The sequence below is a fragment of the Microcystis sp. M165S2 genome, assembly GCF_020245885.1.
Taxonomy (GTDB): Bacteria; Cyanobacteriota; Cyanobacteriia; order Cyanobacteriales; family Microcystaceae; genus Microcystis.
This window is the reverse complement of sequence record NZ_JADBTZ010000270.1, coordinates 1-24,593: the sequence shown is the minus strand read 5'-3', so window position 1 is coordinate 24,593 and position 24,593 is coordinate 1. Positions and strand designations below refer to the sequence as shown.

General features: G+C 43.2%; 19 protein-coding genes, 1 tRNA gene and 1 pseudogene. 5 read left to right on the top strand and 16 right to left on the bottom strand.

Translation table 11 applies throughout. The features are described 5' to 3' along the window. Positions 1-92: 92 nt before the first annotated feature. From IM479_RS13480 to IM479_RS13465, 4 genes are all read right to left on the bottom strand, one after another. Positions 93-341 carry a hemolysin XhlA family protein gene (locus IM479_RS13480; protein WP_287684459.1) on the bottom strand — a complete coding sequence of 83 codons (249 nt, stop codon included), beginning with the start codon at positions 339-341 and terminating at the stop codon, positions 93-95. A 462-nt stretch (positions 342-803) separates the two neighbouring features. Continuing rightward, positions 804-3,326, bottom strand: coding sequence for a glycogen/starch/alpha-glucan phosphorylase (locus IM479_RS13475; protein ID WP_287684445.1), 2,523 nt, complete (start codon positions 3,324-3,326; stop codon positions 804-806). A 199-nt stretch (positions 3,327-3,525) separates the two neighbouring features. Then, positions 3,526-3,819, bottom strand: coding sequence for an RNA-binding regulator (rbp, locus tag IM479_RS13470; protein WP_286825581.1), 294 nt, complete (start codon positions 3,817-3,819; stop codon positions 3,526-3,528). Between the two features lie 221 nt (positions 3,820-4,040). Continuing rightward, a complete protein-coding gene (locus IM479_RS13465; RefSeq protein WP_286825580.1) occupies positions 4,041-4,295 on the bottom strand; it encodes a DUF3493 domain-containing protein in 255 nt (84 codons plus the stop codon). A 59-nt stretch (positions 4,296-4,354) separates the two neighbouring features. Here IM479_RS13465 and IM479_RS13460 point away from each other — a divergent pair. Next, positions 4,355-4,426: transfer RNA gene (locus tag IM479_RS13460), tRNA-Thr, on the top strand. Between the two features lie 217 nt (positions 4,427-4,643). Here the strand turns inward: IM479_RS13460 and IM479_RS13455 are convergent. Together IM479_RS13455 and IM479_RS13450 are read right to left on the bottom strand one after the other, a co-directional pair. Beyond that, positions 4,644-5,147 (bottom strand): sll1618 family protein, encoded by a 504-nt coding sequence (locus tag IM479_RS13455; protein WP_287684446.1) that lies wholly within the window; start codon positions 5,145-5,147, stop codon positions 4,644-4,646. 39 nt (positions 5,148-5,186) lie between these two features. Beyond that, a pseudogene (locus IM479_RS13450) lies at positions 5,187-6,147 on the bottom strand (Rpn family recombination-promoting nuclease/putative transposase). 344 nt (positions 6,148-6,491) lie between these two features. Between IM479_RS13450 and IM479_RS13445 the strand changes: the two are divergent. Further along, complete coding sequence (locus IM479_RS13445) at positions 6,492-6,683, top strand: hypothetical protein (protein WP_287684447.1); 192 nt, start codon at positions 6,492-6,494, stop codon at positions 6,681-6,683. Positions 6,684-6,746: 63 nt separating this feature from the next. On the opposite strand, the gene IM479_RS13440 is transcribed toward IM479_RS13445, so the two are convergent. From IM479_RS13440 to IM479_RS13425, 4 genes are all read right to left on the bottom strand, one after another. Then, positions 6,747-7,733 carry a hypothetical protein gene (locus tag IM479_RS13440; RefSeq protein ID WP_287684448.1) on the bottom strand — a complete coding sequence of 329 codons (987 nt, stop codon included), beginning with the start codon at positions 7,731-7,733 and terminating at the stop codon, positions 6,747-6,749. 78 nt (positions 7,734-7,811) lie between these two features. Beyond that, complete coding sequence (locus tag IM479_RS13435; RefSeq protein WP_287684449.1) at positions 7,812-10,436, bottom strand: polyprenol monophosphomannose synthase; 2,625 nt, start codon at positions 10,434-10,436, stop codon at positions 7,812-7,814. Positions 10,437-10,480: 44 nt separating this feature from the next. Then, positions 10,481-11,608, bottom strand: coding sequence for a DegT/DnrJ/EryC1/StrS family aminotransferase (locus IM479_RS13430; protein ID WP_287684450.1), 1,128 nt, complete (start codon positions 11,606-11,608; stop codon positions 10,481-10,483). Next, on the bottom strand, positions 11,605-12,138 hold the full coding sequence (locus IM479_RS13425) for a cupin domain-containing protein (RefSeq protein ID WP_287684451.1): 534 nt from the start codon (positions 12,136-12,138) through the stop codon (positions 11,605-11,607). Before IM479_RS13425 ends, IM479_RS13430 begins: the two co-directional genes overlap by 4 nt. A 428-nt stretch (positions 12,139-12,566) precedes the next feature. Between IM479_RS13425 and IM479_RS13420 the strand changes: the two genes are divergently transcribed. Then, positions 12,567-14,072, top strand: a complete 1,506-nt coding sequence (locus tag IM479_RS13420; RefSeq protein WP_287684452.1) for a Ycf46 family AAA ATPase — start codon at positions 12,567-12,569, stop codon at positions 14,070-14,072. Between the two features lie 12 nt (positions 14,073-14,084). Continuing rightward, positions 14,085-14,597 carry an SH3 domain-containing protein gene (locus IM479_RS13415; RefSeq protein ID WP_287684454.1) on the top strand — a complete coding sequence of 171 codons (513 nt, stop codon included), beginning with the start codon at positions 14,085-14,087 and terminating at the stop codon, positions 14,595-14,597. Positions 14,598-14,785: 188 nt separating this feature from the next. Here the strand turns inward: IM479_RS13415 and IM479_RS13410 are convergent, their stop codons facing one another. The 5 genes from IM479_RS13410 to IM479_RS13390 all read right to left on the bottom strand — a co-directional run bounded on the left by IM479_RS13410 (position 14,786) and on the right by IM479_RS13390 (position 20,989). Further along, a complete protein-coding gene (locus IM479_RS13410; protein ID WP_002773326.1) occupies positions 14,786-15,259 on the bottom strand; it encodes a phosphate-starvation-inducible PsiE family protein in 474 nt (157 codons plus the stop codon). Between the two features lie 383 nt (positions 15,260-15,642). Next, positions 15,643-16,482 (bottom strand): nitrate ABC transporter ATP-binding protein, encoded by an 840-nt coding sequence (locus tag IM479_RS13405; RefSeq protein ID WP_287684455.1) that lies wholly within the window; start codon positions 16,480-16,482, stop codon positions 15,643-15,645. A 117-nt stretch (positions 16,483-16,599) separates the two neighbouring features. Further along, on the bottom strand, positions 16,600-18,618 hold the full coding sequence (locus IM479_RS13400) for an ABC transporter ATP-binding/substrate-binding protein (RefSeq protein ID WP_286825573.1): 2,019 nt from the start codon (positions 18,616-18,618) through the stop codon (positions 16,600-16,602). 69 nt (positions 18,619-18,687) lie between these two features. Beyond that, the gene (ntrB, locus tag IM479_RS13395) at positions 18,688-19,518 is read right to left on the bottom strand and encodes a nitrate ABC transporter permease (protein WP_286825572.1); all 831 of its coding nucleotides are present in this window, start codon (positions 19,516-19,518) and stop codon (positions 18,688-18,690) included. Positions 19,519-19,630: 112 nt separating this feature from the next. After that, positions 19,631-20,989 (bottom strand): CmpA/NrtA family ABC transporter substrate-binding protein, encoded by a 1,359-nt coding sequence (locus tag IM479_RS13390; protein WP_287075959.1) that lies wholly within the window; start codon positions 20,987-20,989, stop codon positions 19,631-19,633. Between the two features lie 397 nt (positions 20,990-21,386). Between IM479_RS13390 and IM479_RS13385 the strand changes: the two genes are divergently transcribed. Next, positions 21,387-22,469 carry a molecular chaperone DnaJ gene (locus IM479_RS13385; RefSeq protein WP_287684457.1) on the top strand — a complete coding sequence of 361 codons (1,083 nt, stop codon included), beginning with the start codon at positions 21,387-21,389 and terminating at the stop codon, positions 22,467-22,469. Between the two features lie 406 nt (positions 22,470-22,875). Here the strand turns inward: IM479_RS13385 and IM479_RS13380 are convergent, their stop codons facing one another. Then, the gene (locus tag IM479_RS13380; protein ID WP_287684458.1) at positions 22,876-24,279 is read right to left on the bottom strand and encodes an SUMF1/EgtB/PvdO family nonheme iron enzyme; all 1,404 of its coding nucleotides are present in this window, start codon (positions 24,277-24,279) and stop codon (positions 22,876-22,878) included. Positions 24,280-24,593 lie beyond the last annotated feature (314 nt).

The following is a 24,593-nucleotide window of genomic DNA, read 5'->3' as shown; positions in this document are numbered from 1 at the left end:
TAGGATTTTTGTGATTGTGGGATTGTCTAAAAACAATCTAATTATAGTCGATCATTCAATCACTCTCAATCATAGTTTAGACGGTATTGCAATTAAGGATTACCCGAAATAACAAACCTACCCACTGCCACTAAAAACCCTCCTACCGCCGTAATTAAAATACCAATTAATGTCCAAATTTGAGCCTGTTGTGAACTTTTAATCGCCTTAACATCTTGCTTCAGATTATCGATTTCCACCTTTAATACCTGTCTTTCCCCCTTAGCTTCTGTTAAGTCAATTTTGATGTCTGTAATATCTTTTTGTAAATTCTCTAATTTGTGATTAATTTGAGCTAAAATTTCCCCTAGTGGACTGTTTCAGCTAAAATAGGGCAATAGATTTCGGCTTAAAGTATTAGATTATAGAATTTATAGCATTTTTCTAATACACCAAATTAGCTGAAACAAACCACTAGGTTTTGTTCAATTATCACTGACATTTCTATTTTTCCTCATAATAAAAAAGCTCCCCGAATCATTCACCCTAAAACTCAAAAGTATTGACCCAGTTTTTGGATAGCAAAGAATAATAAGTAGCTGGTTAGAATTAAATTGAAGATAGATTTTGGGTTCGATCCCCCCTTAATCCCCCCTTGATAAGGGGGGTGCCGATCCCCCCTTAATCCCCCCTTGATAAGGGGGGAAACTGATAGTTTTTAACACCTAACTACTTAAATTTCATCCTTTTCACAAAGCATTTTTGGGTACACGGTTCCAAAATTCGGGCTAGTCAAAGACTAAACCCGAACTTGACCGAGTTTTTTAATCCTCTAAACTAATCTTGACCGGATTAACTTTCCAAATCTCTTGACAATATTCCCAGATTGTGCGATCGCTAGAGAATTTGGCCATACGAACCGAGTTAAGAATCGACATCCGCGTCCACTTGTCCCGATCGCGATAAGCTTGACTTACCTGTTCCTGACAATCAGCGTAGGATTGATAATCAGCTAAAAGCATATACTGGTCATCGTAGAGGAGAGAATCAACGATCGGCCTGAATAATTCCGTGTCACCATGGCTAAAATAACCACTCTTAATTCGATCGATCACTCCCTTCAATTCGCGATTATTTTTGTAATAGCTCATCGGTTCATAACCGTGTGCCTTCTTAGCATAAACTTCTTCTGCTGTCAAGCCAAAAAGGAAGAAATTTTCTGCCCCTGCTTCCTCGCGAATTTCGATATTAGCGCCGTCCAGAGTCCCAATGGTGAGGGAGCCATTCATAGCGAACTTCATATTACCAGTTCCGGAAGCTTCCTTACCCGCCGTAGAAATCTGTTCGGAAAGATCCGCTGCTGGATAGATGCGTTGACCCAAAGAAACGTTAAAGTTAGGCAGGAAAACCAATTTTAAACGACCTCTGACATCAGGATCCTTATTAACAATTTCAGCTACAGCATTAGTTAACTTAATAATTAACTTCGCCATAAAGTAACCGGGAGCTGCCTTACCACCAAAGATAAAAGTGCGCGGCACGATATCGATCTGAGGGTTCTGTTTAATGCGATTATAAAGGGCGATAATGTGCAGAACTGCCAGATGTTGGCGTTTGTATTCGTGAATCCGTTTTACCTGCACATCGAAAATCGAATTAACATCCACCTCGATATTGCGGGTTTTCAGCATATAAGCCGCTAAATCGGCCTTATTCGCCTGTTTAATTTCATACCAACGCTGACGGAATGCGGGATCATCAAGGTATTGTTCCAGTTTTCGCAATTCCTTCAGGTCTTTTAACCAATCATCGCCGATTTTTTCGGTAAATAGTGCCGATAATTGGGGATTGCTCAATAAAATCCACCGGCGCGGGGTGACACCATTGGTTTTATTGTAGAATTTTTCCGGCCAGAGCATGGCAAACTCTTTCAGGGTGTCTTTTTGCAGTAACTCCGTGTGTAAAGCGGCAACTCCGTTAATCGAGTGACTACCCACACAGGCTAAATTAGCCATGCGAATTTGTTTATTACCCCAACCAGCTTCTTCAACTATCGACAATTTGCCCAATAATTCCTCGTTATCGGGAAACCAAGTCCGCACATCATCGAGGAAAAAGTGATTGATCAGGTAGATAATTTCTAGATGTCGGGGTAGCAGTTTACCGAGTAAATCCGCCGACCAACGTTCTAGGGCTTCCGGCAATAGGGTATGATTGGTATAAGCGAAGGTTTTTTGGGTAATTGTCCAAGCTTTTGACCATTCTAAGCCGTTTTCATCCACTAACAAACGCATTAACTCAGCGATCGCAATGGCGGGGTGAGTATCGTTCAGTTGAATAGCGGCGGTTTCGTGGAAGTTTTGCAGATTTTTGTGGCTTTTTAGGTGAATGCGAATTAAATCTTGCAGGGAAGCGGCCACAAAAAAGTATTGTTGGGCGAGACGTAATTCGCGACCGGCGGGGGTGTTATCGTTGGGATAAAGGACTTTAGAAATGGTTTCCGCGTCCATTTTTTCAGCCACGGATTGATCGTATAACCCAGCGTTAAAAGCCTCAAAATTAAACGATTCACTCGCTTCTGCTTTCCAGAGACGCAAAGCGTTAACCGTGTTGGTTTTGTAACCCGGGACGGGGGTATCGTGGGGAATGGCTAAAACCCGACGTTCCGGCAGCCATTGTACTCGTTCTTGTCCCTTATCATCGTGATAGATTTCCGTCCGGCCACCCAGTTTTACTTCCACACTTTCATCGGGACGGGGTAATTCCCAAGGATTGCCGAAGCGTAGCCAGTTATCGGGGATTTCCACCTGCCAACCGTCTTGGATGATTTGATGGAAAATGCCAAATTCGTAGCGGATACCGTAACCGATGGCGGGAATTTCTAGGGAAGCGAGGGAATCGAGGAAACAAGCTGCTAAACGCCCTAAACCGCCGTTTCCGAGGCCGGGATCTGGTTCCTGTTCGATAATTTCCTCAAAATCAAGACCTAATTCCTCGATCATCTCTTTGATTAGGTCATAAATACCCAAATTAGCGAGATTATTACCTAAATACCGCCCCATGAGGAATTCGGCGGAGAAATAGCAGACGAGTTTAACTTTTTCTTGTTTGTAGGTGTCGGTGGATTTCAGAAAACGACGCAGCAGGCGATCGCGAACGGTGTAGGCAAGGGCGACATAGTAATTGTAGGGACTAGCATTGGTGCGGTTAACCCCTTGCAAATAAAACAGATTGTCCAGAAAAGCCCGTTTTAGGGTTTCGGGACTCATGCCCGTGCGATCGTCTTCAATTAGGGTGGGGCATTGAAGTGCTTCACGCCCATCAGCTAGGGTAGAGGTTGTCTCCATGAGTTTTTGTTGTCCATATATTCGGGAGTCGATCGCCGCTCAGAATCTGATGACGATATCCCTTATAGTTTACTTGTTACCTTTTGGAGAGACTCAGACATTTAGATTTCTATTGGTTTTGAGCGGATCTGCGATCGCAATTGCCGACAAAAAAGGGTGAACGCTGTCCACCCTCCCACAATTATTCACAAAAAAAAGCTTAATAGCGTTTTTTTCTGTCACCACCACCACCATTGAAGGGCGCACGCTCTTCCCGATCGCGCGCCTGGTTAACTTTAATTGATCGTCCCATCCAGTCAGCACCATCCAGTGCCTCAATTGCGGCGGTTTCCTGGGCTTTACTTTCCATTTCCACGAAGGCGAAACCGCGTTTGCGGCCTGTCTCTTTGTCAACGGGAATATGAACCCTTTGAACCTTGCCATACTCTGCAAAAACGTCGTTTAGATCCTCTTGGGAAATCTCGTAAGAGAGATTACCAACAAAAATAGACATAATACTTGAATCCTCGATCAATACTCGAAACGGTGTGGAGACACAAAATTCAGGGAGAAGCCGAACAATACTAAAGTAAAAGACTTACCGGATTAATACTGAAAACGAACTTGAACACTAATCTTGACTCTCCCCCTCATCATAACACGAAAAGACTGGAGTTAATGTTAACTTTTATTCTCCGGGGAAAGAGACCGTTTTGGCTATCAGTCGCTACTCCCTCAACCCTGAGCTTTTTTTTCCCGACGAAATAACCAAATCATCAGGGCCACCACACCAGTTTGTAGGGCAAAATTGGGTAAAGCGGTGGCTACGTCCCTTGCTGCCGCTAATTGGGCCAGAAAAACCACCGCACCGATAAAACCAGAAGCACCTAAACCGAGATAGAGAAACTGCCGCAGCCCTCGGTAGGGATTGGCTGCTTCCGCTTTCAAGCGCGCGTATTTTTGGGGATCGAGTCGAGGGGATTTGCTCATAAAAAAATTTTTCTAGCTCTGTATCTATTGTCCGTGATATAATCGGAAATTGGCAATGTGCCGATGTAGCTCAGTGGTAGAGTAGTTGATTCGTAATCAATTGGTCGTGGGTTCAAATCCCATCATCGGCTTGGGGTTTTAGCTCCTAGAAGTTGACTAAGAAATACCAGTACAGTGGTTAAATGCCTTGATTTTGTTGCGGCTATGCCAAAACCCCCCTAGGCTAACGCCTTTGCTGGGGATTTGCTTAAATAAGCCATTTTAGCAGCAAACAAGAGGTAAAAGAGTTAATTGCTCGAACCGATCGCTCCCTATTTCGGGCCAAAGCTTTGGCCCGAAATTCGCTAGTTACTGAAGAAAAGGTTGAATAATTTCTGCGATCGCTTGACGTTGGTAATTGTCATATCCCCAGCGCTCTAGAAAGGCTTGATATTCTCCTTGTCCCGTGTTTAAACTGGTGGCTAATTGTTGTAATTTTTTCCCCAAGGCTGGCGATAATAACTGCTTAATTAGTTGACCAGTTTTTTCTTGGACTTTCTCAGAACCTTGGGCGTTTTCTTTATCTCCTTGACTGCGATGATAGATGACCATTGCCGTGGACATAGCCAGATTTTTGACTAATAATTCATTGACAAATATCGGGGAAGTTTTTAAAGCAGTGATTACTTCTAAACTAGGATATTCCCTATGGGATAAATCGCTGGTTAAGTAAGTAACAAAAAAACCTCTAGCTCCATTTTCTGTTGAGACTAACTCAGTAAATTTCTGAGTGATTGTCTTGGCATCTAAAAACTCAATTTGACTTAGTAAATCTTGAGTTTGTTGGATAGCATTTTCAAAGCTTATACTCATACCCATACCCAGCCTTCTGTGAAGTTTAAGAGAAAAATACTAAGCATCTAAAGCATTTAACCAATTAGTTAAATCCTCCACTGTCGAAAAATCAAATAAAGCTTCCCCCGCTCGTTCCAGATCATCAATATTCAAGGTCATAATCCGACTCTCTATATCCACATCAATATCTCCTAACTTACGTTTAATCAGACGAACAATTAGATTTCTTTCTCTTGCTAAACCCCGTTCTAAACCCCGTTCTAAACCCTGTTCTAAACCCTGTTCTAAACCGCGGCGCATCCAACTGGTGGTAATCTGCATAACTCCCTCCTGTTCGGGTTGAATAAATGTGCTAATCTCCTGTTGAAATTCTATCTCCTCGGACGAGTTGAGATTGAGATAGGTATCGACAAAGCCTGAAATCAATTGCATTCTAGCTAGCAGCATCTAATCTTAATGTCACCAATAATCTTAGACATTCTGCCTTAACTTTTGCTCTATCCCGAGCGGCAATTTTCATCTTGGCCATCAAAGCGGCGGCGACGGGATTATCTTGATTGAGAAAATCTCGCCAATTCAAGCGATTTAACTGGACAACTTGATAGTTAAATTCTAACACTTTTAAGTCAGGAAACTCAATTTTGTATTGACGAATTGCTTCTTTTTGCGGACGATCATAGGAGAATATGACAATCGGATAAACTGGTAAGGCAAATTTTTGATGCAGACGAGCGAAATAAGTAAACATTCGCCGATTAAATTCCGGTTGAGAGCTAGACTGTGCTTCTAGATGAATTAAGAAAAATGATGATTGTCCTCGAAATTGCACTTGGGCGACTAAATCACTTTCATACTTTTCTCCTTCCGTGACATCGGTAAAGACTTCTTTGTCTAAAAATGTGATCTGATTAGGCTCTAAATAATTGATAATCTCAGGGAAAAACAACTGAATAAATTCAACAAAAAAAGTCGAAATTAATTCCTTAAATAAACGATCATGGTTAATAACATTATTCATACATAATAATTATAAACGAGGAATATTTCAGCTTATCTTCATGACTTTTTGTAGTAATTATCAAGGTTTTTCCAATGACTAGCCCTAGGAGACAAAGAAATTAAATCCTCGATATTACCTTCCATAGTAGCACAAATTTGAGCGAGGGGTAATAGCAAATCCTATAGTAAGACGAGTAAGGACGAGGAGATAAAATGCCCAAGAAAGCGTACTTATCCGCACATCTAAGTTCAGAGGAACTGAAAGATAGATAGAGAGCAAGTCAAGATTCGGGGGCAACAAAAAGATGGCACTGGTTAGGTAAAATATCTTGAGGATGGACAATCAAAAATGCGGCAGTAGCTGTGGGATTAGATTATCAATATAGTTTTAAAATTCTCAAAATATCTAATCAATTAGGAGAAGAAGGAGTTAAAAATATCAAGAAAAAGAGTCAGGAACATCCGAGAGTAAAAGAACCTTTATTGAAGGAAAAACAATTCCAAAAATTAAAATTGAATAAATTAAGGGAAATTTACGGTAATTTTGCTGGTTAAATCAATTCCCTGCTATCTCCATCCCAAATTACTGCTAGTACAAAAAGTCGATCGACTTTTAAATTATCGATTGAGAATAGGAATAATTCGATGATTTTGAGGAGTTTTTCCCTGAATTATAGGACGTAGTTGTTGCACCAGTTCCTTAGAGCGTCTTATTCTTGCTTCTGGTAATAAATGCTCATGGGTATCGGCAAATAAACTAGAATCTGTTTGCAGATTAAGAGTTTTTGGATCGTAGATTAAAGGTACTATATTAGACAATTCTTCAATAGTTTTTTTAACATTTTTGACAGTGGTTCCATCGGTCTTAGCATAAACCCAAGAGAGAGAAACTACTAAATCAGCACCTTTAGCTTTTAACTCCTCTTGAAATTGAGCGATGCGTTTGAGGGAGTGTTGAGAAACAGGTCGATCAAATGTTCTAGCCCACCATTTCCATTTACCTGTACGATGTTTGACTACGGTAGGATCTCCTTTTTCTGTGATTGGATCTGATAAATAACCCCTAGCTTTTCCTGTTTGTATAACATCAACAGCAGTTTTTACTATAGCGCCTAAACTAGGAACTCCCATTAACCAAGTCTCGGAAACTAATTGTTCTAAGGGTATATTTCCTAAACCCGGTTTTCCAATGGCAACACCAAAGGGAACCGAACCAAATAAACCATCACCATAACCAATACCATCATCATCCAGTAACATCAAATATTCAGGACTGAGAACAACTATATCCCCCGGACGTACCTGCTCTAAAATAATTGGGCAAATGACATTTAATCCCAAATCTCCCTGTAAACCAAAGTTAAAAACTGGTATTTTTAGCTCCTGTTCGAGGAATTGAGAGTTAATACTATATTGTACTCCCGACCCCCCCGCAAAAATTATTCGTCTCGGTGCATCTATCTGCTTGGCAAAAGATACTTTTTGTTCGTACATTTGTAGGAGCCACTTTAATTCACCCCCGTAGTATACGTTATAAAAAAAACCCAAAGACCAGGCCACCCCAACGGTAGCTAACCAAGGCCAAAAAGTAAACATTTTCTTCATAAGTTTAGCTCCTAGAGTTGAAGAACCAGAGGACAACTAGAGAATAACTAATTCTAGTTCAAAAAAGAGATAATTGTCTTATCTTTCCTGCCACAATTGCCAAATAGTTCCCACATATTTACGTCCTTTTGACAAATAATCCCAGAGATTAATTCCAGTTTTACTCTCACCATAAATGCGGGGAACGCAAAGATAAGGAACTTCCACTAACTTATAACCTAAACGATTGGCACGGGTTAATAAATCAATGCAGTATTCTCCATAATCTCCCTTTAAGCGAATTTTTTCTAAAACCTCAGAACGAACGGCAATAAAACCACTGGTATAGTCGTGAACTTGATTGCCTAGCATCACGATGGCCATGCGATTAATAATCCAGCTTAACATCCGGGCCATCAGTCCGTGGGCAACATCATCACCCCCCGGAATCCAACGAGAACCTAGGGCCATATCAGCTTTTTTAGCTCGAATTGCTGTGATTAATTGCGGCACATCTTCTGGAGGCATAGACAAATCACAATCCATCCAAGTAATAATTTTAGCCCCATACAGATTAATCGCGTCGTCAATACCTTTTTGTAGAGCCGAAGTTAACCCTTTCTCGTTGATTCTGCGACACAAAATTACCCCCGATTGGAATTGCGAATCTTGGGGAGGAGTGGGATATTGTTTGGCTAAATCTTCTACTATCTGCCAAGTTTCATCGGGAGAATTATCATCCACCACTAGCACTAAATAAGGACTAGGAACACTAGCTAGTAAACGTTCAATTAATTGACTAATATTATCTCGCTCGTTATAAGTGGGTAAAATCGTACAGACTAAATCATTAGCTGCTGGGGTAATTGTTGGCTTATCCTCGGATTTTTTGGCTAGTAACCCTGTCTCAGAAGCAGATATAACTATTTCATAGAAAGGATATTTACCAATGATTCCAGAGCGATTTATGCCAATTTGAAACTTTTGTCCATCTTGGCTAAATTCCAGTTCTTCCGGTGGGGATTCTAAGAGTTGACAAGGGCGATAGGGATAGCAAACGTAGGGAAAACTAGACAATCCTTGACTGACTAATTCTTGGCATAGTTTAACCATGGCTTGACTATCTTCCACGCGGAAGAAAGTTTTTTGTTTCTCCAGACCAAAACCCAAAACTTGTGCCGCGTATTGATGAGAGAAGACAACAATAGAATTAGGATTCTCTTCTATGCTTTTGATAGCTGGTGCTATCCCCTGATGGGTTTTATAGAAAAATTCTCCACCTTGATAAATGTTTTTATAGACACCTATTGCCAGTAAGATTAACAGTAAAACCAAGCTTCCCTTGGCTAGTAAAACTTCTTGGTTCGCTCCTATAATTTTTACTTGTTCCACCGTTAATAAGGTAACAAAGGGGATAAGAGGCAATAAATATCTCGGTCCCCATTGTTTCCCTCCCACCATGACTTCTCCCGGGGCAATATCGACTAAACAAGACACCCCTACTGTGTAGATAAAATAGAGAGCATAGACAAAAAGCATTTGTTTATCTAGAGATATATTTGCGATGTCAAATATATAACAACTGGCTAAAAGTATCAGGAAGTAAATTATATTGTCCTTGACTAACGCCTTGGTTTTGACCATTCCTTGCTGGCGAAGATTGACGAGAACAGCCAAGATGATAATCGCCGTTACACTAATTAAAGTTACGGGAATATCCTTGACAAAATTCAATTGTTGACCGCTCCAAGTGAGCAAGTAAGCTAAGGGAATTATACAGATAGGAAAATGCAGCAAAAAAGAGCTATTTAACTGATAAAAACTGGTCAGAGCTTCTTGAATACGTTTCTTCCAAGAAAACTCCTCAAGGACTAACAGAGCGTGAACTCCGAGAAAACGATTATAAATTAACTTATTGCATAACCACAGTAAAAACACAATAACAATCATGCCTAGCACAAAACTAAAAGCTATTCGATTAGTTAGCAGAAATTCAGAAAAATTAAGATTTTGCTCGGTTGAATACCAAGCAAAAATTGAGGTTTGTTCTGGAGTTAAACCCAAGAAAACTAATAAAGTTAAAGTTGCCACTAGGGCCAGACATTCCGAGCGGAACCATACTGATAAACCCACTAGAAATCCGCCTAATAAATTGGGCAGCCAGCCACTATTAGCTGTATCGGGTAGAAAAAAAGCGATAACAATTCCCAAAAATCCTAAAGCGACAGCGAGGGTATGTTCACAATATATGGCACTGTATAGAGTTAAGGGAGAAGCAAAAATCAAAATAACTAATCCCAAAAGACCCCCCCAACTGTCCAGGGAAAAAGCGGGAATTGCTCTCGAAAAACTGAGCCACAATACCCAAGTTGATAGGAGGGGAATCAAGTAAAACCCCCGATAACCCCAAAGTTTATAAAAAAGGGAAGTTAGCAAAGAGAAGGGAAAAGGAAAAGAGATATAATAACGTTGATTTAAGTAGTAGACAAAAGGGGGGCGATAACTGTATAAACCCTCTTGCCAAAGACGAGTAACCCAAGCTTCTGCGCGCTCAACTAAGTCAAATCGCCATTGACCATTACTTAGCTGACGAGCTAGTAAAGCTTTCAGCGCTCCATCGCCATTAAAAAAAACATCCTTGGGAACTGAAATACATAGATATAGGGAATAAAAGCAACCAGAGGCAATTACTACCCAAGATAAAAATTCCGTGCCAATTATCATAAAAGTCGGTTTTTATTCAAAAAATTTTCATCAATTTTTCATCCCTACTCAGCCTCAGCAAAAACTTGCTGAACTGCTTGGGCTACTCGCTCAATTTGCTCGTCCGTGAGAGCTAAACCGCTAGGCAGATAAAAACCCCTGCGCGCCAGTCTTTCAGCCACGGGACAGGAAACATTTTGCAATAATCCCATTTTGTGAAATACCGGTTGTTCGTGCATACACCAGAAAAAAGGACGCGTACCAATCTGATGTTCTCTGAGGCGTTTCATCGCTTCCATAGCATCAAAGTTAACCTCATCTTTGAGAACAACACCATAAACCCAATAAATATTTTCGGCATAATCGGTTTGAGGTAGGGGCAATTCTAGACAGGGGATATTTTGCAATAATTCCCTGTAGCGTCTGCCCATTTTTCTCTTGCGCTGGACAAAAGTTTCTAGCTGTTCTAATTGTGCTAAACCCACTGCCGCTTGCAGATTAGTCATCCTCAGATTCCAGCCCAGTTCTTCGTGAATAAAACGTCGTTGGGGCTGAAAATATAAATTTCTCAGGGAACGACAACGCTCAAAAATATCCTCTTGGTTGGTGACAATCATGCCCCCTTCCCCAGTGGTAATATGTTTGTTGGAATAGAAACTAAAGATACTGATATCACCGAAACTACCACAGGGTTTACCTTGATAGGTTTGACCGTGCATTTCAGCCGCATCTTCAATAATTTTTAAACCGTATTTTTGAGCTAATTCTAAAACTGGAGTCATTGCCACTGGTAATCCGTAGATATGAACCACCATTATCGCTTTAGTGCGGGGCGTGATTTTTGCCTCTATCTGTCCGATATCCATGTTCCAAGTCTGCGCTTCGCAGTCCACCACCACGGGAATCGCCCCGGCTTTGACAATGGCAGCTCCGCAGGAAATGATGGTAAAAGTGGGGAGAATCACCTCATCCCCCGAACCAATTCCTAAAGCGACGATGGCCGCTTCTAAGGCCATAGAACCATTGCACACGGAAACGGCATACTTTCGCCCAACAGCGAGGGCAAAATTTTCTTCAAATTTCTGAACGAAGGGACCTTCCGAAGAAATCCAACCGCTATCAATACATTCGTTAAGATACTGTTTTTCCTTGCCCGCAAGTAGTGGCTCATTGACGGGAATAAAGCTACTCATGCTATCTCTGCTCCCGCCATTTTAACCACAGTTTCCTCAATTCCTGTAAAGCGAGTTTTATCCTTATTACCAACGTAGGGACCCTGTTTGACTTCAATCATTTCTAGTTCTTCTAAGACTTGGAAACCATGGCCACCTTGTATCAATAAAACCACATCCCCATCTCTCAATATATGACTTTCTAGATATTGTTGGTCGTCATCATAGAAATCTACCCGCAGTTTTCCTCTTTTGATAATTAAGACTTCCTGGGTAAAAAATACTTCCCGTTGTACTTTGTTATGAACGTGGGGCATAATACTTTTTCCCGTCGGGTGTCTCATATAGGCCAACTGTTGGGAAAAATCATCGGGAGTTAGGAAATGAATCCCCTCTTGGTTAAACTCTCGTCGGAGAATTATCGCTAAAACTTTACCCTCTTTCGTGATTTGAGAAATTGGCAAAGAGCTAAATTGACTTTCTGGCTTATTTTTCTGATTTTGTTGGCGGAGAAAATCTAAAGATAAAAAGTCTGAAGCTAGTTTAAACACGAATTTAACCCCCCCTGTGGAATGGTTGTGATAAAGGCTGAAATTAATTGACAGCAAAGAAGCGGCGAACCAGTGACTAACTTTTGTCACCCCCGGTAGGCCAATTTAATTTAATTAACTAAAGCTTAATCTAATTAAAAAGATGTTAATTTAGTTAACAGAAGGTTAATCCCGACTAAGGCAAGATGCTTCTACCATACATTTAATAAAACACGGGAGCATCTAACTTTAGAAATAGATAGAAATACTTAAGGGGTAAAAAAATAGGATTAAACAGGGGTCTCATTAAGATAAGCGGAACGATGGCGAAGCACTTGTGGAACATTTAGAACACAAGTCCGAGCATTTGTACTAAAATATCCAATAGACGGCTAACTGCTATATTTTGTGATGAAGATATAAATAGCAAAAACTATAGACGAATAGCTATGAGCTTTGGTGAAGAATTTGAATTACTGCTGCGGGCCCGTTATCCTCTCATCTATGTTACCACCCTAGAAGAAGAACGTCTCGAAAAAGCGATCGCCGATATTGCCAAACAGAGCAATAACCGTGCTGTCTATGTCTGGGATTTCGTGGATGGTTATCAAGATAATCCCAATAACGAGAACTTTGCTCGGCGTAATCCCCTCCAAGCTCTTGAATTCGTCGAAAAGCTGCCGCCTAACATCGCCGCAATCATAATTTTACGCGATTTCCAGCGCTTTCTAGAAGATATTTCCATCGCCAGAAAATTGCGAAATCTGGCCCGTTCCCTGAAATCTCAGCCCAAAAACCTAATTATCGTCGCTCCCGAACTGTCTATCCCCTCGGATCTAACCGAAGTAATCACCGTCGTCGATTTTCCCCTCCCCAGTGGCGAAGAAATTAAACAGGAAATCCAGCGATTAATCGCTGCCACCGGACAACCCCTCAAAGAACCACTCCTCGATGAATTAGTGCTTTCTGCCCAAGGATTATCCCTAGAGAGAATTCGTCGGGTTTTAGCCAAATGTTTAGCCAGTCACGGCAAAATTGAGCCAGAGGACGTGGAATTAATTTTGGCAGAAAAACGCCAATCGATTCGTCAAACCCAGATATTAGACTTTTATCCCGCCACAGAGCAGATTTCTGACATCGGCGGCCTAGATAATCTCAAAGATTGGCTGATTCGTCGCGGTGGTGCTTTTAGTGAACGCGCTCGCGCCTACGGTTTACCCAATCCCCGGGGTTTACTATTGGTGGGAATTCAAGGGACGGGTAAATCCCTGACAGCGAAAGCTATTTCCCATCATTGGCACTTACCCCTACTGCGTCTAGACGTGGGGCGTTTATTTGGCGGATTGGTGGGAGAATCGGAATCGCGTACCCGTCAGATGATTAATCTCGCCGAAGCTTTAGCTCCCTGTGTGCTGTGGATAGACGAAATCGATAAAGCTTTCGCCGGAGCGGATGGAAAAGGCGACGGGGGAACCACCAGCCGGGTTTTCGGGACTTTTATCACTTGGTTAGCCGAGAAACAATCGCCGGTTTTTGTCGTCGCTACAGCTAATAACATCCAATCTTTGCCCCCGGAAATGTTGCGAAAAGGACGCTTCGATGAGATATTTTTTGTCGGACTACCTAGCCAAAAGTCCCGCGAGGAGATTTTTAGCGTTCATTTAGGGAAAGTTCGGCCCCATAATCTGAAAAGTTATGATATAAAGCGATTAGCCTACGAAACTCCCGATTTTTCGGGGGCAGAAATCGAACAAACCATCGTGGAAGCGATGCACATCGGTTTTAGTCAAAATCGCGACTTTAGCACCGATGATGTGCTTGAGGCCGCTAGTCAGATTATCCCCCTAGCTCGCACTGCCCAAGAACAGATTCAATTTCTACAGGATTGGGCTAAGTCCGGTAAAGCTCGTCTAGCCTCTCGCGATGATCGTTTTAATGTTAATTCTAGCAGTTAATTTAGCACCAATATGAAGCGTTTATCTGGTTTATTGCAATTTATGCTCGGTTTTGTCATGGGAGTGGCGATTTTGGTCGGTGGGGCTACTGCTGTCGCCTATATGCTGCTCTCTGGTATGAATTCTAATCCTCCTAAACCCGTCTTTACCGAGGAGAAAAAAGAGGAAACTAAGGAGGAAAAAGCTGCTAAACCCATCCCTACTACTCCCGTCCAAGAACAACCCCAAGCTGAGGTGAAGGAGTCTCCCAAAGCTGCACCAGCACCAAAAGCTTCCCCGAAACCCAGTCCCGAAGCAAGAAAAAGAGAAGCCACATCGTCCGGTTATCAAGCGCGGGTGACATGGCAAAGCGGTTTAAGTCTGCGCTCTGAACCTACCAGTGAATCGACTCGTCTCGGCGGTCTGGATTATAATACTAAGGTCAGTGTGGTGGGAACCAGCAGCGATGGCCAATGGCAGCGCATACGTCTGTCCGATGGTCGCGAAGGTTGGATTAAAGCGGGTAATATTTCCAGAGTCGAGTAAATATTTGGAAGGGTTAGGTTTTCTAAATCTACCCCTTTCCCTAATCAGTAATTGGACAAAGTTAATACTAAATCCGTTGAGTATAGGCTACATATCAGGATAGGAAATAGGCACTCTTGCAATAGATAATCAGTCTTTAATAATCGAATTTGGTGTGATTAATTCTGTCTGGGTACTTAATAACTACTTCAAGAACGATTATCGTGATTAACTTTTCTGATTAACCAATAACTTGCCGCTAAAGCTAAGGTTCCCACGGTGAGGGCAATTAAATCATCTTTACTGTATTTATTGGGATCAAAAATAATAATTTTTCGAGAGATGGCAATCAGGGCAGTAACTACAACTAATTCAACCTGTACGATGTGTTTTCTTAAGTAAGCAGTGACGTTTTCTAATAACTCTAAGGCGATCAAAATATTGAGAAATAAACCGAAGATTTCAATTAAAGTTTTGCTAAAAAAACCGACGGGTTCCGTAGTAAATAAATCTTTGATTAGGATAACTACCAGATCATAAAGAGAAACAAGAATAACAACAATTAAAGCTACGGATAAAACCTTAGAAACTAGGTTTTCAATGGTATGAATCGACCTCATGAAATTTTCATCGCGCCATTGTTGACCGAAATTGATAAGTAGTTTCCGTATCTGTTTGAGCATGATCAATTAAGTAAAAAGTAAAAATTATTATTGTATTTGATTGCTAATTCTTCTATTTAGGGTCTGCTGAAAAAGTTTTTCGTGGGGGTTGGGGGTTGGGGGTTGGGGTGTGGGGTGTGGGGTGTGGGGTTTTACCCGTTTTCAGAGGGTCAATTACCTAATTTTCGGGGAAAAAGTCCCTGAATTTTCCCCCCGACCACTCCCAGGGTTGGCACTTTTTGAGGTAAAAAAAGTCTAAAAGTCTTACCCAACAAGGTTTTTAGATTTATTGAGCAGACCCTACTTAGAAATAATTTTACTTGAAGAAGGTTTCCCTAGAAAAAAAGTCTAGGTGCGATCGCTATTAAGTCAACCGCACCCCAAACTAATACAAATGCTCACATCTAGCTAACATCATCGTGAGCGAAACGATTATAGAGGAAGTCGAGGGCATAGTTACGCAGACGATAATATTCAGGATCCTCCATAATTCTCTCCCGATCGCGGGGACGGGGGAAATGAATATTCATCACTTCGCCGATTTTTGCTTCCGGTCCATTGGTCATCATCACCAGCTTATCAGCGAGGAAAAGAGCCTCATCGATATCGTGGGTAATCATCAACACCGTACAGCGTTTATCTTGCCAGATTTTCAGCAATTCTTCCTGTAATTCCTCTTTGGTAATCGCATCCAAAGCGCCGAAAGGTTCATCAAGAATCAACACTTCGGGACGGATAGAAAGAGCGCGAGCGATCGAAACCCGTTGTTTCATCCCCCCGGAGATTTGGGGAGGGGTTTTATCCATAGCTTCGGTTAAACCCACCATAGCTAAATGTTCGCGCACGATCGAGCGTTTTTGCGCTTCCGGGGCATTGGGAGACACCGCATCTACCGCGAGATAGACATTTTCAAAAACACTTAACCAAGGCAATAAAGCATAGTTTTGAAACACTACCATGCGATCGGGACCGGGTTTAGTAATTTTCTTACCGTTAACTTTAACAATGCCATCGGTGGGAGAAGAAAAACCCGACACCATATTTAATAGCGTCGATTTACCGCAACCAGAGTGACCGATCACGCAGATAAATTCACCTTCATTGATGCTGAGATTAACGTCCTTGAGGACGGTGTAGGGGCCTCTAGCAGTGGGGTAAACCTTAGAAACTCCTTCAATGGTGACAAAAGCTTCTTTAGTGGGGGTCTGGGTTGCTCGGTTAATTGTGTCGGTAGTGGTGTACATAATTATAGTCGCTAAAAAGTCGAAAGACAGGTAGAAAGTGGCAGAGTTGCAGGGCTTAATCCAATGGGATCATATTTTAGAGGTAAAAGGGGAGATTTTCTCCCCTTTTACCTCTGGTTAGGCGATTTTACGGGGTTCCACCGCAGTAGGACGAGCATCAATAGCCACTTCGGCCATGGTGATGTTTTGTTTGATCTCTAAACTATTGAGATAACCGATCGGATCCTCGGCATCAAACTCGATACCATCGAATAAAAGGATCGGTGTGCGACGATATTTAATATCCCCTAGACCCAATTCCCGGACCGCGGTACTAAAGACACCCACCCGACAGACGCGTTCGAGAATTTCTACCCAGTTACGGGGGAAAGGAATGTGGCCCCAGCGCGCCATTTGGGTCATCATCCAGAGGTGTTCGGTACGACTGGGACGATTTACCCCTTCTCCATAGAACAGATGGTGTGCATATTCTTTCATCGGTTGATCGAGACTGCACGCGTAGGAGTTGGGATCACCCAGTTGGATATAATCGATATTGGTACTAAGGTACTGACGACTGGCGAGGATTTGACGAATTTCTTCCTGATTCCCTTCCTCGGCACAGTAGCGACAACCTTCCAGCAGTGCTTTGACTAAAGCGACATGGGTATTAGGGTATTTATTGGCCCAATCTTCCCGGACTCCCAGGGCCTTACCCGGGTGGCCCTGCCAGATTTCTAAGTCGGTAGCGACGGTGTAACCGATACCTTCCATGGCGGCCCGTAGATTCCAGGGTTCACCGACACAGTAACCGTCAATACTGCCGGTTTTCAGGTCAGCTACCATTTGGGCCGGGGGAATAGTTTCGAGGTGAACATCTTTATCCGGGTCAATACCAGAGGCTGCTAACCAGTAACGCAGGAGCAAATTGTGCATGGAGGAGGGGTGAACCATGCCAAAAATATGGCGCTGTTCCCGGGATTCCAATAGCATCTGTTTTAAAGCATTACCGTCAATCACTCCCTCGTCATAGAAGCGTTTAGCGAGGGTGACACCGTTACCGTTACGAGTCATAGTCAGGGCGCTGACAATCGGCAAAGGTTGATCCTGATAACCACCGACGGTTAACCAGGTGGGCATTCCTGAGGGCATTTGCGCCCCGTCGAGGAATCCCCCCGCGATCCCGTCCACAATGCCTCGCCAACTGGTTTCCCGGACTAAATTCACCTCATCTAGACCATGTTTAGTGAAGAATCCCTTTTCTTTGGCCACTGCTAGGGGAGCGCAAGCGGTGAGGGGAACAAAACCGATTTCTAGATTGACTTTTTCTAAACCGTGACGGGCAATAACTTCGACCTTGCGAGCGCGCAGTTTTTTGATCCGTTTTTGTTGGTTGAGGAAATAGATAATTTCGCTCCGGAGACTGTAGTAACTGGGGTGTTCTACCACTTCCATGCGTTTGCGGGGACGGGGGATATCTACTTCCAAAATACCGCCAATTTTTGAGCCAGGACCGTTGGTGAGCATGACGATGCGATCGGATAATAACACCGCTTCATCCACATCGTGCGTCACCATTACCGAGGTCATTTCGTATTCTTCGCACAGCTGCATTAACTGTTCCTGTAGATTACCTCTAGTCAGGGCATCTAACGCGCCAAAGGGTTCGTCTAAAAGTAGCACTTTCGGACGGATGGCTAGGGCGCGAGCGATCGCTACCCGTTGTTTCATCCCCCCCGATAATTCGTTGGGACGTTTATCCACTGCATGACGAAGATTGACCAGATCGATATATTTTTCGACTTCGGCTTTTCTTTCGGTTTCTGATAGTTGAGCGAGAACTTGATCGACGGCCAGAGTGATATTTTCTTTGACGGTTAACCAGGGCAAAAGGGAATAGTTTTGGAAGACTACCATGCGATCTGGCCCTGGTTTTTTAATGCTTTGACCTTGCAAAGTCACCACTCCTTCCGTGGGCAAGTCTAAACCAGCGATCATGTTTAAGAGGGTAGATTTTCCGCAACCAGAGTGACCGATGAGGGAGATAAATTCCCCTTTTTTGATCTGTAAATTAATCCCTTTCAAGGCCACATATTCACCGCCACCACTGAGGGGGAAGACCTTATCAATGTTATCGACAGCGACAAACAAACTCATAGTTTTTTCTCCTTAAATTTCCTCAAGTTTCAGTTATTTATCAATGGGGAAATTTTCCCCATTTATCCCCTATTGACGAACGATTTGATTTTGCAACCAAGCCATAAAGCGATCGAGTAATAAACCCACACCACCGATATAAAACAGCGCGAGAATAATATCACTGATGTAGTTATTTTGGTAGGCATCCCAGATAAAGAAACCGATACCGACGATACCCGACATAACAATTTCAGCGGCGATAATCGCTAACCAAGCTAAACCGATCGCAATTCTCAAACCAGTGAAGATGTAGGGAAGTGCCGAGGGAATTAATATCTTGAAGAAGAATTTTTTGCTGGACAATTGCAAGACTTGTTTAACGTTGATATAGTCTTGGGGAATTTGTTGGACACCGACGGTAGTATTGATCAAAATCGGCCAAACTGCGGTAATAAAGATAACGAATAAAGCGGCAGGTTGGTTTTGTTGTAAAGCGGCCAAAGATAGGGGAACCCAAGCGAGAGGAGGAACTGTTCTCAGGAATTGAAAAAGGGGATCGAGTGCCTTATTTAAGAAAGAATTTAAACCGACCATAATCCCCACTCCAATACCCACCACTGCGGCAAAAAAATAACCGATTAATACCCGTTGCAGACTCGCTAAAGTTTGCCAGAATAGTCCCTTATCAATACCTCCACGATCAAAGAAAGGATACATTAAATAAGTACGAGTCCGTTCATTGGTGATTAGGTCGGATGGGGGGGGTAATTTGATTAATCCCAGCATCGAAACTAATTGCCAAACAATCAGAAAACCCAAGGTACCGATAATAGGGGGAAGAATATCTTGGGAATGCTTTTTCCAGAATTTACCGAAGTTGAAACCACCGTTACTTTTTCTGCTGACGCTACTTGCCATTTTGCCGTTTTCCTTTGTTGAAGATAAAGTTACTTGATTGGGGAGAGAAGAAAACACTTTTGGGATTAATAGACTAGATATTTTATGACCCTAGCCTACCGGGAAAAACTCGCTATTTTTTGATCTCCAAACTATCGAGATAAGCTTGGGGATTAGCGGGGTCAAAAGTTTTGCCATCAAAGAATTTTTCGACACCGCGGGAGGTACTGGTGGGAATATCGGCCGCGGCAACTCCTAATTCTGTAGCTGCCGCTTTCCAAAGATCCTCGCGGTTAACTTTGTCGATTAATGCTGAGGCAGTGGTTAAAGTTTCTTTCGGCAAGAAACCCCAACGAACACTTTCGGTTAAAAACCAGAGATCATGACTCTTGTAGGGATAGGAAACGCTACCAGCAGGATCTTTCCAGTAGAAAACCCCTTTATTTTTGTCGGTGATTTCCGGTTTACCGTCACCCATTTTCTGTATTCCTTTGAGGGGACCGGCGATAAGTTCTTCTTTGAGGTTGAAATAAGCCGGTTTAGCGAGAATTGCCGCCGCTTCTGCTCGATTTGCCTCTTGATCTAGCCATTGCTGCCCTTCCATGACTGCTTTTAACACCGCTTTGGTGGCTTTCGGGTTTTTATCCACCCAATCGGCGCGGATAGCGAGGTATTCTTCCGGGTGATAGGGCCAGATTTCTGCGGTTAAAGCTGACATAAAACCGATCTGATCAGCCACAATTCGCGCCGGCCAAGGATCGCCGGTACTAAACGCATCCATGGTTCCCGTTTTCATGTTGGCCACGGTTTGGGCGGCAGGAACCGCAATTAGGTTAACATCCGTATCGGGGTTAATACCACCGGCGGCTAACCAGTAACGAATCCAGAAGTCTTGGTTAGCTTTCGGGAAAGTATAGGCGGCTTTGAAGGGAGTTCCCGTCGTTTTCATGCCGAGGATGTAATCTTTGGCGGGTTTCAGGTCTAAACCGATATTTTTGCCCTCGTGTTTACTTGCGATCGCAATTCCGTTACCCTGGGTGTTTAACTGCGCTAACACATACATGGGGACTTTAACGTTATTTTTGGTGATTAGTCCCTCGGAAATTAGGTAAGGCATGGGCATTTGCCACTGTCCCCCGTCAATTCCGCCCGCATCTGCGCCAATTTCGACGTTATCCCTAGCGGATCCCCAGTTTGCTTGTTTGGAGACTTCCACATCGGGCATCCCGTGTTTAGCGAAAAAGCCTTTTTCCTTGGCAATAATTAAAGGTGCGGCCTCAACGATAGGAATATAACCTAATTTAATTTTGGTGGTTTCAGGAGCTTGTTCGGGGGCGATGGCGACGGGAGAAGCAACCGGGGAAGCGGGTGTAGTGCTGGCAGTTCCACCCGTACTGTCGGGGGGATTACCCAGACAACCTTTGAGGACAACAGCCCCTGCCGCTGAAACTGCCGCCGTGGTTAAAAATTTCCGTCTCGAAAAATTGGACATGGAATTCTCCTGCCTGCTGCTAAAGCAAGTATGTGTGCTGAATTATCGGGAAAGGAATCCCTCGCTAAACTTTCCCTCTAGCCGGTGCTATAGAAATTTAGCTATGGAATATTGAGTCTCAATTGAACTTACTAAATAAGTCTAGCGGAATTTGGAAAAAATAATTAATCCGATCGAGAATTTTATTTACAAAAATTTAATTCGATTGATAAGAATTAATTAAGACCATTGATATATCTAGTTTCTAGGCACTTAAGCCTGTCTGTGGACTTGCCGAAAAAGGTTTCCGCAGGAGCGCCGGAGATAGGAGAAACAATAAAATGAGCCAAGGGTGAGTTTTAGGAATGCGGCTCCTTCCGGCTTGGTAGAATGGACAATATGCTTTCACCCCAAAGTAATGACCAGATCTAAAAAGCCGAAATCACCGAACTCCTCTGATTCGCCCACCTCACCTTCCTTGGCGCTCTCTTCCCTACATTTTCGTTTCCAAGCTTTAGAGGAGGAGCATCAGTGGCTCCTCAAGCAGATTGGCAGAAAGCGCAACGAACTGAAGAAATTCCTCGACCAGATGCGTTCCCTGGCGACGGAGATTTTTCAGAGAGGGCAACCCCTCTATCAAAAACTTACCGACCTCGACCGCGAAATACACGCCCTTTTTGACGAAATCCTCACTGCTAGAAAATTGGGGCAGCAGACAAAAAAAAGGATTCTCGGAATTTACCAGACACTTCAGTTAACGGGGGTGATTAGCCCGAAATTTGAGGATGGAGATGAAGAACTGGACGAACTTTTCGGAGACGAAGAACCAGAAGGATCATCGGAGCAATCCGCGCAGGATTTCTTCTCTGGGGAAGACTCCTATGGCCGTCACGATGATGGAGCAGAGATATCACCTGAAAGCTCGCCTAAATCTCCTGAATCTAGACAAATACGCCGCACTTTCCTGAGAATGGCTGAGATTTTTCACCCCGACAAGGTTACGGATCCCGAAACTCGGATGCGTCACAACGAGATTATGAAGGAAGTCAACCGTGCCTATAAAGAGGGAGATATTGCCAGACTGCTCGAAATCGAACGACAGCATCAAATGGGAGACTCTTTCGAGGTTGAAGGCTCATCGGAAAGCGACCTCAAACGACAGTGCGAGAGGGTTGAAACCAATAACGAACTACTCAAAAAGCAATACGAGAACCTGAAAAGAGAACTGCGCTCGGTGCGAAATACCCCGGAAGGCGAGATGGTGAAGGCCAGTCGCGCTCGTGAGAAGGATGGCATCGACCCGATTGAGCAAATGCTAGAGGAGATGAAATTACAAGTTCAATCCACCGAAAAAATCTATAATTTTGTCCGTGACTTTCGCGATAAAAAGATAACGGTTAAAGAGTTTCTGCGCGGACCGGTCAGGATGGGCAGAAGCCCGGAAGAGATGGAAGACATTCTTGATCAACTTCTGGAGCAACTTCGCGGAATCAGCCATTGAAGAGAGAAAGCCAGTATTTAGGGTATGCTGAAAAAGTTTTTCGTGGGGGCAGGATGTGGGGTTTTACCTAATTTTTCAATCCGTTGAGTAATGCACAGAAAACGGGTTTCTCGGAGAAACCCGTTTTCTACTCATGCAAACGACAAAAAGGGGAATAAATAATCAGTTTTTAATAACCGGATTTAGTATAAAATTTAACATTAACCCCAATTTTCCCAAAAAAATCGACCCGCCTAAGGGCAGGAAAGAAAGGAAAAGAGAAAAAATAGGGAATGAGGGTAAAAAGGGAAAAAAGAGAAAAAGGGTTAGAGAGTTCTCTTCTACAGTATCAAGAATAGTCTATATGTACTATGAGCGATAAAAAAAATCGCCGGAAAAGGGAAAAAGAGAAAAGAATAAAGGGAAATCAAGTCCTGGGGAAGCGGCAGACAACTCGAAAACCGAAGTTGCTGAAGTTGCGGTTGACGGGGTAGTACCTGAGACGACTCGCACTGCGACAGACCCACGGAGTGATGCCCCAAGAACCGCCGCGTAGTACCCTCATTCTTTTATCACTTAATAGTTGTATAACATTATTTTTATCAAGTAAATATTGCTCCGCGCTTTGTTCTTCATCCCAAACTTCGCTATCGGTCCGCGTTTTACCCTGATAGCTGTCGTGCCACGGATCTAAACACCATTCCCAGACATTGCCGTGCATATCGTACAGCCCGAAGGCATTGGGGGGAAACTGTCCCACGGGGGTCGTTTGTCCTCGATATTCTCCCTCTGGTTCGTCGGCGTAGGTATTACTGGCATTGTAGTTGGCTAATTCCCCGGTAATGGTTTCCCCAAAGTAAAACGGGGTGGTCGTTCCAGCACGACAAGCGTATTCCCATTCCGCTTCACTCGGTAGTCGGTATTCCCGAACCGTTAGTTTTGATAATCTCGCACAGAACTCGATCGCATCGTACCAACTAACTTGTTCCACGGGACGGCGATCGCTATCGGGACGGTCTTTAAAATAGGCTGGATTGGGTTCAAGGTCTTGTTTAACTTTTAAGTCGGTACGGGAGGCGATCGCTTGCCACTGCGCTTGGGTGATGGGATATTTACCCATGAAAAAGGGGGGAACAGTGACCTGATGTTGGGGTTCCCCATAATCATATCCTTCTCCGGCTGGTGAACCCATTGTGAATGTTACCCCCAAGATGGCGACCATTTCTAGGGTGATGTCGTTGCCCAAATCTTGGCTGAAATATTGGGACTGCTTCGACTCTTTTTTGATTTGCTCACCCTTCGCATTTACTCGCACGATCTCAAAGTTAAATACTGATAACAGTTGTTTTGGCTCTTCTGGAACGATTCCCGGTTGTATTGGCTCTTCTGGTTCAAGCTTGAATTGATAGGTAATTGCTCTTTCTAGTTGCTCAAATCCGTTTTCTTTCCAATAATCAAGCCGGTGAATATCTCGCAGATTCAAGCCAACTTCTGCACTTCGCAGATCAGGAATTTCGCATTCTTCTAACCTCATGGGGATAAAAAAAATTGTCCCCGGTAGCATCTCTCCCAAGATATCAAGTGCAATCCTCAACTCCCGTTGGATGTATCCCTGTTTAGCCGATTTCGCTGACAGACAGGCCAGAAAAATCTGACTAGCTTTAATCGCTTTCGGAATTTCATCTCGCCAAATTTGCCCCGCAATCAGGTCTTCTTCATCCAACCAAGGTTTATACCCCGCTTGCTTGAGGCGGTTATACAGTGCCAAAACTGCTGGTTTATCCTCACTAGCGTGAGCTAGGAAAATTTGGATCTCTGACTTCTTCTTCACTTTGGTTTCTACCAGTGTAGTCGCTACTGATTTACTAGGTAACTTAGCAGATTCTGGGGGTTAGAGGTTTGGTCTGGTGAGGAACTAGGGAATTCCGACAGAGATTTGTGGTTTGCCCATAATAAGCACATTTTTTCCGCCGCCATGCTACCAAATCCATCGCCAAGTATCAACCAGCAATTCTCATTTTGATGCTAGAAGCAGATTTTAGCACCCCCACCAAAAATGTCATAACCCTCATAATGACTGAATAGCTGAAATTACACCCGTCCAACACTGATTGGCGATCGCGATTTTGCCACCTGTTAAATCTC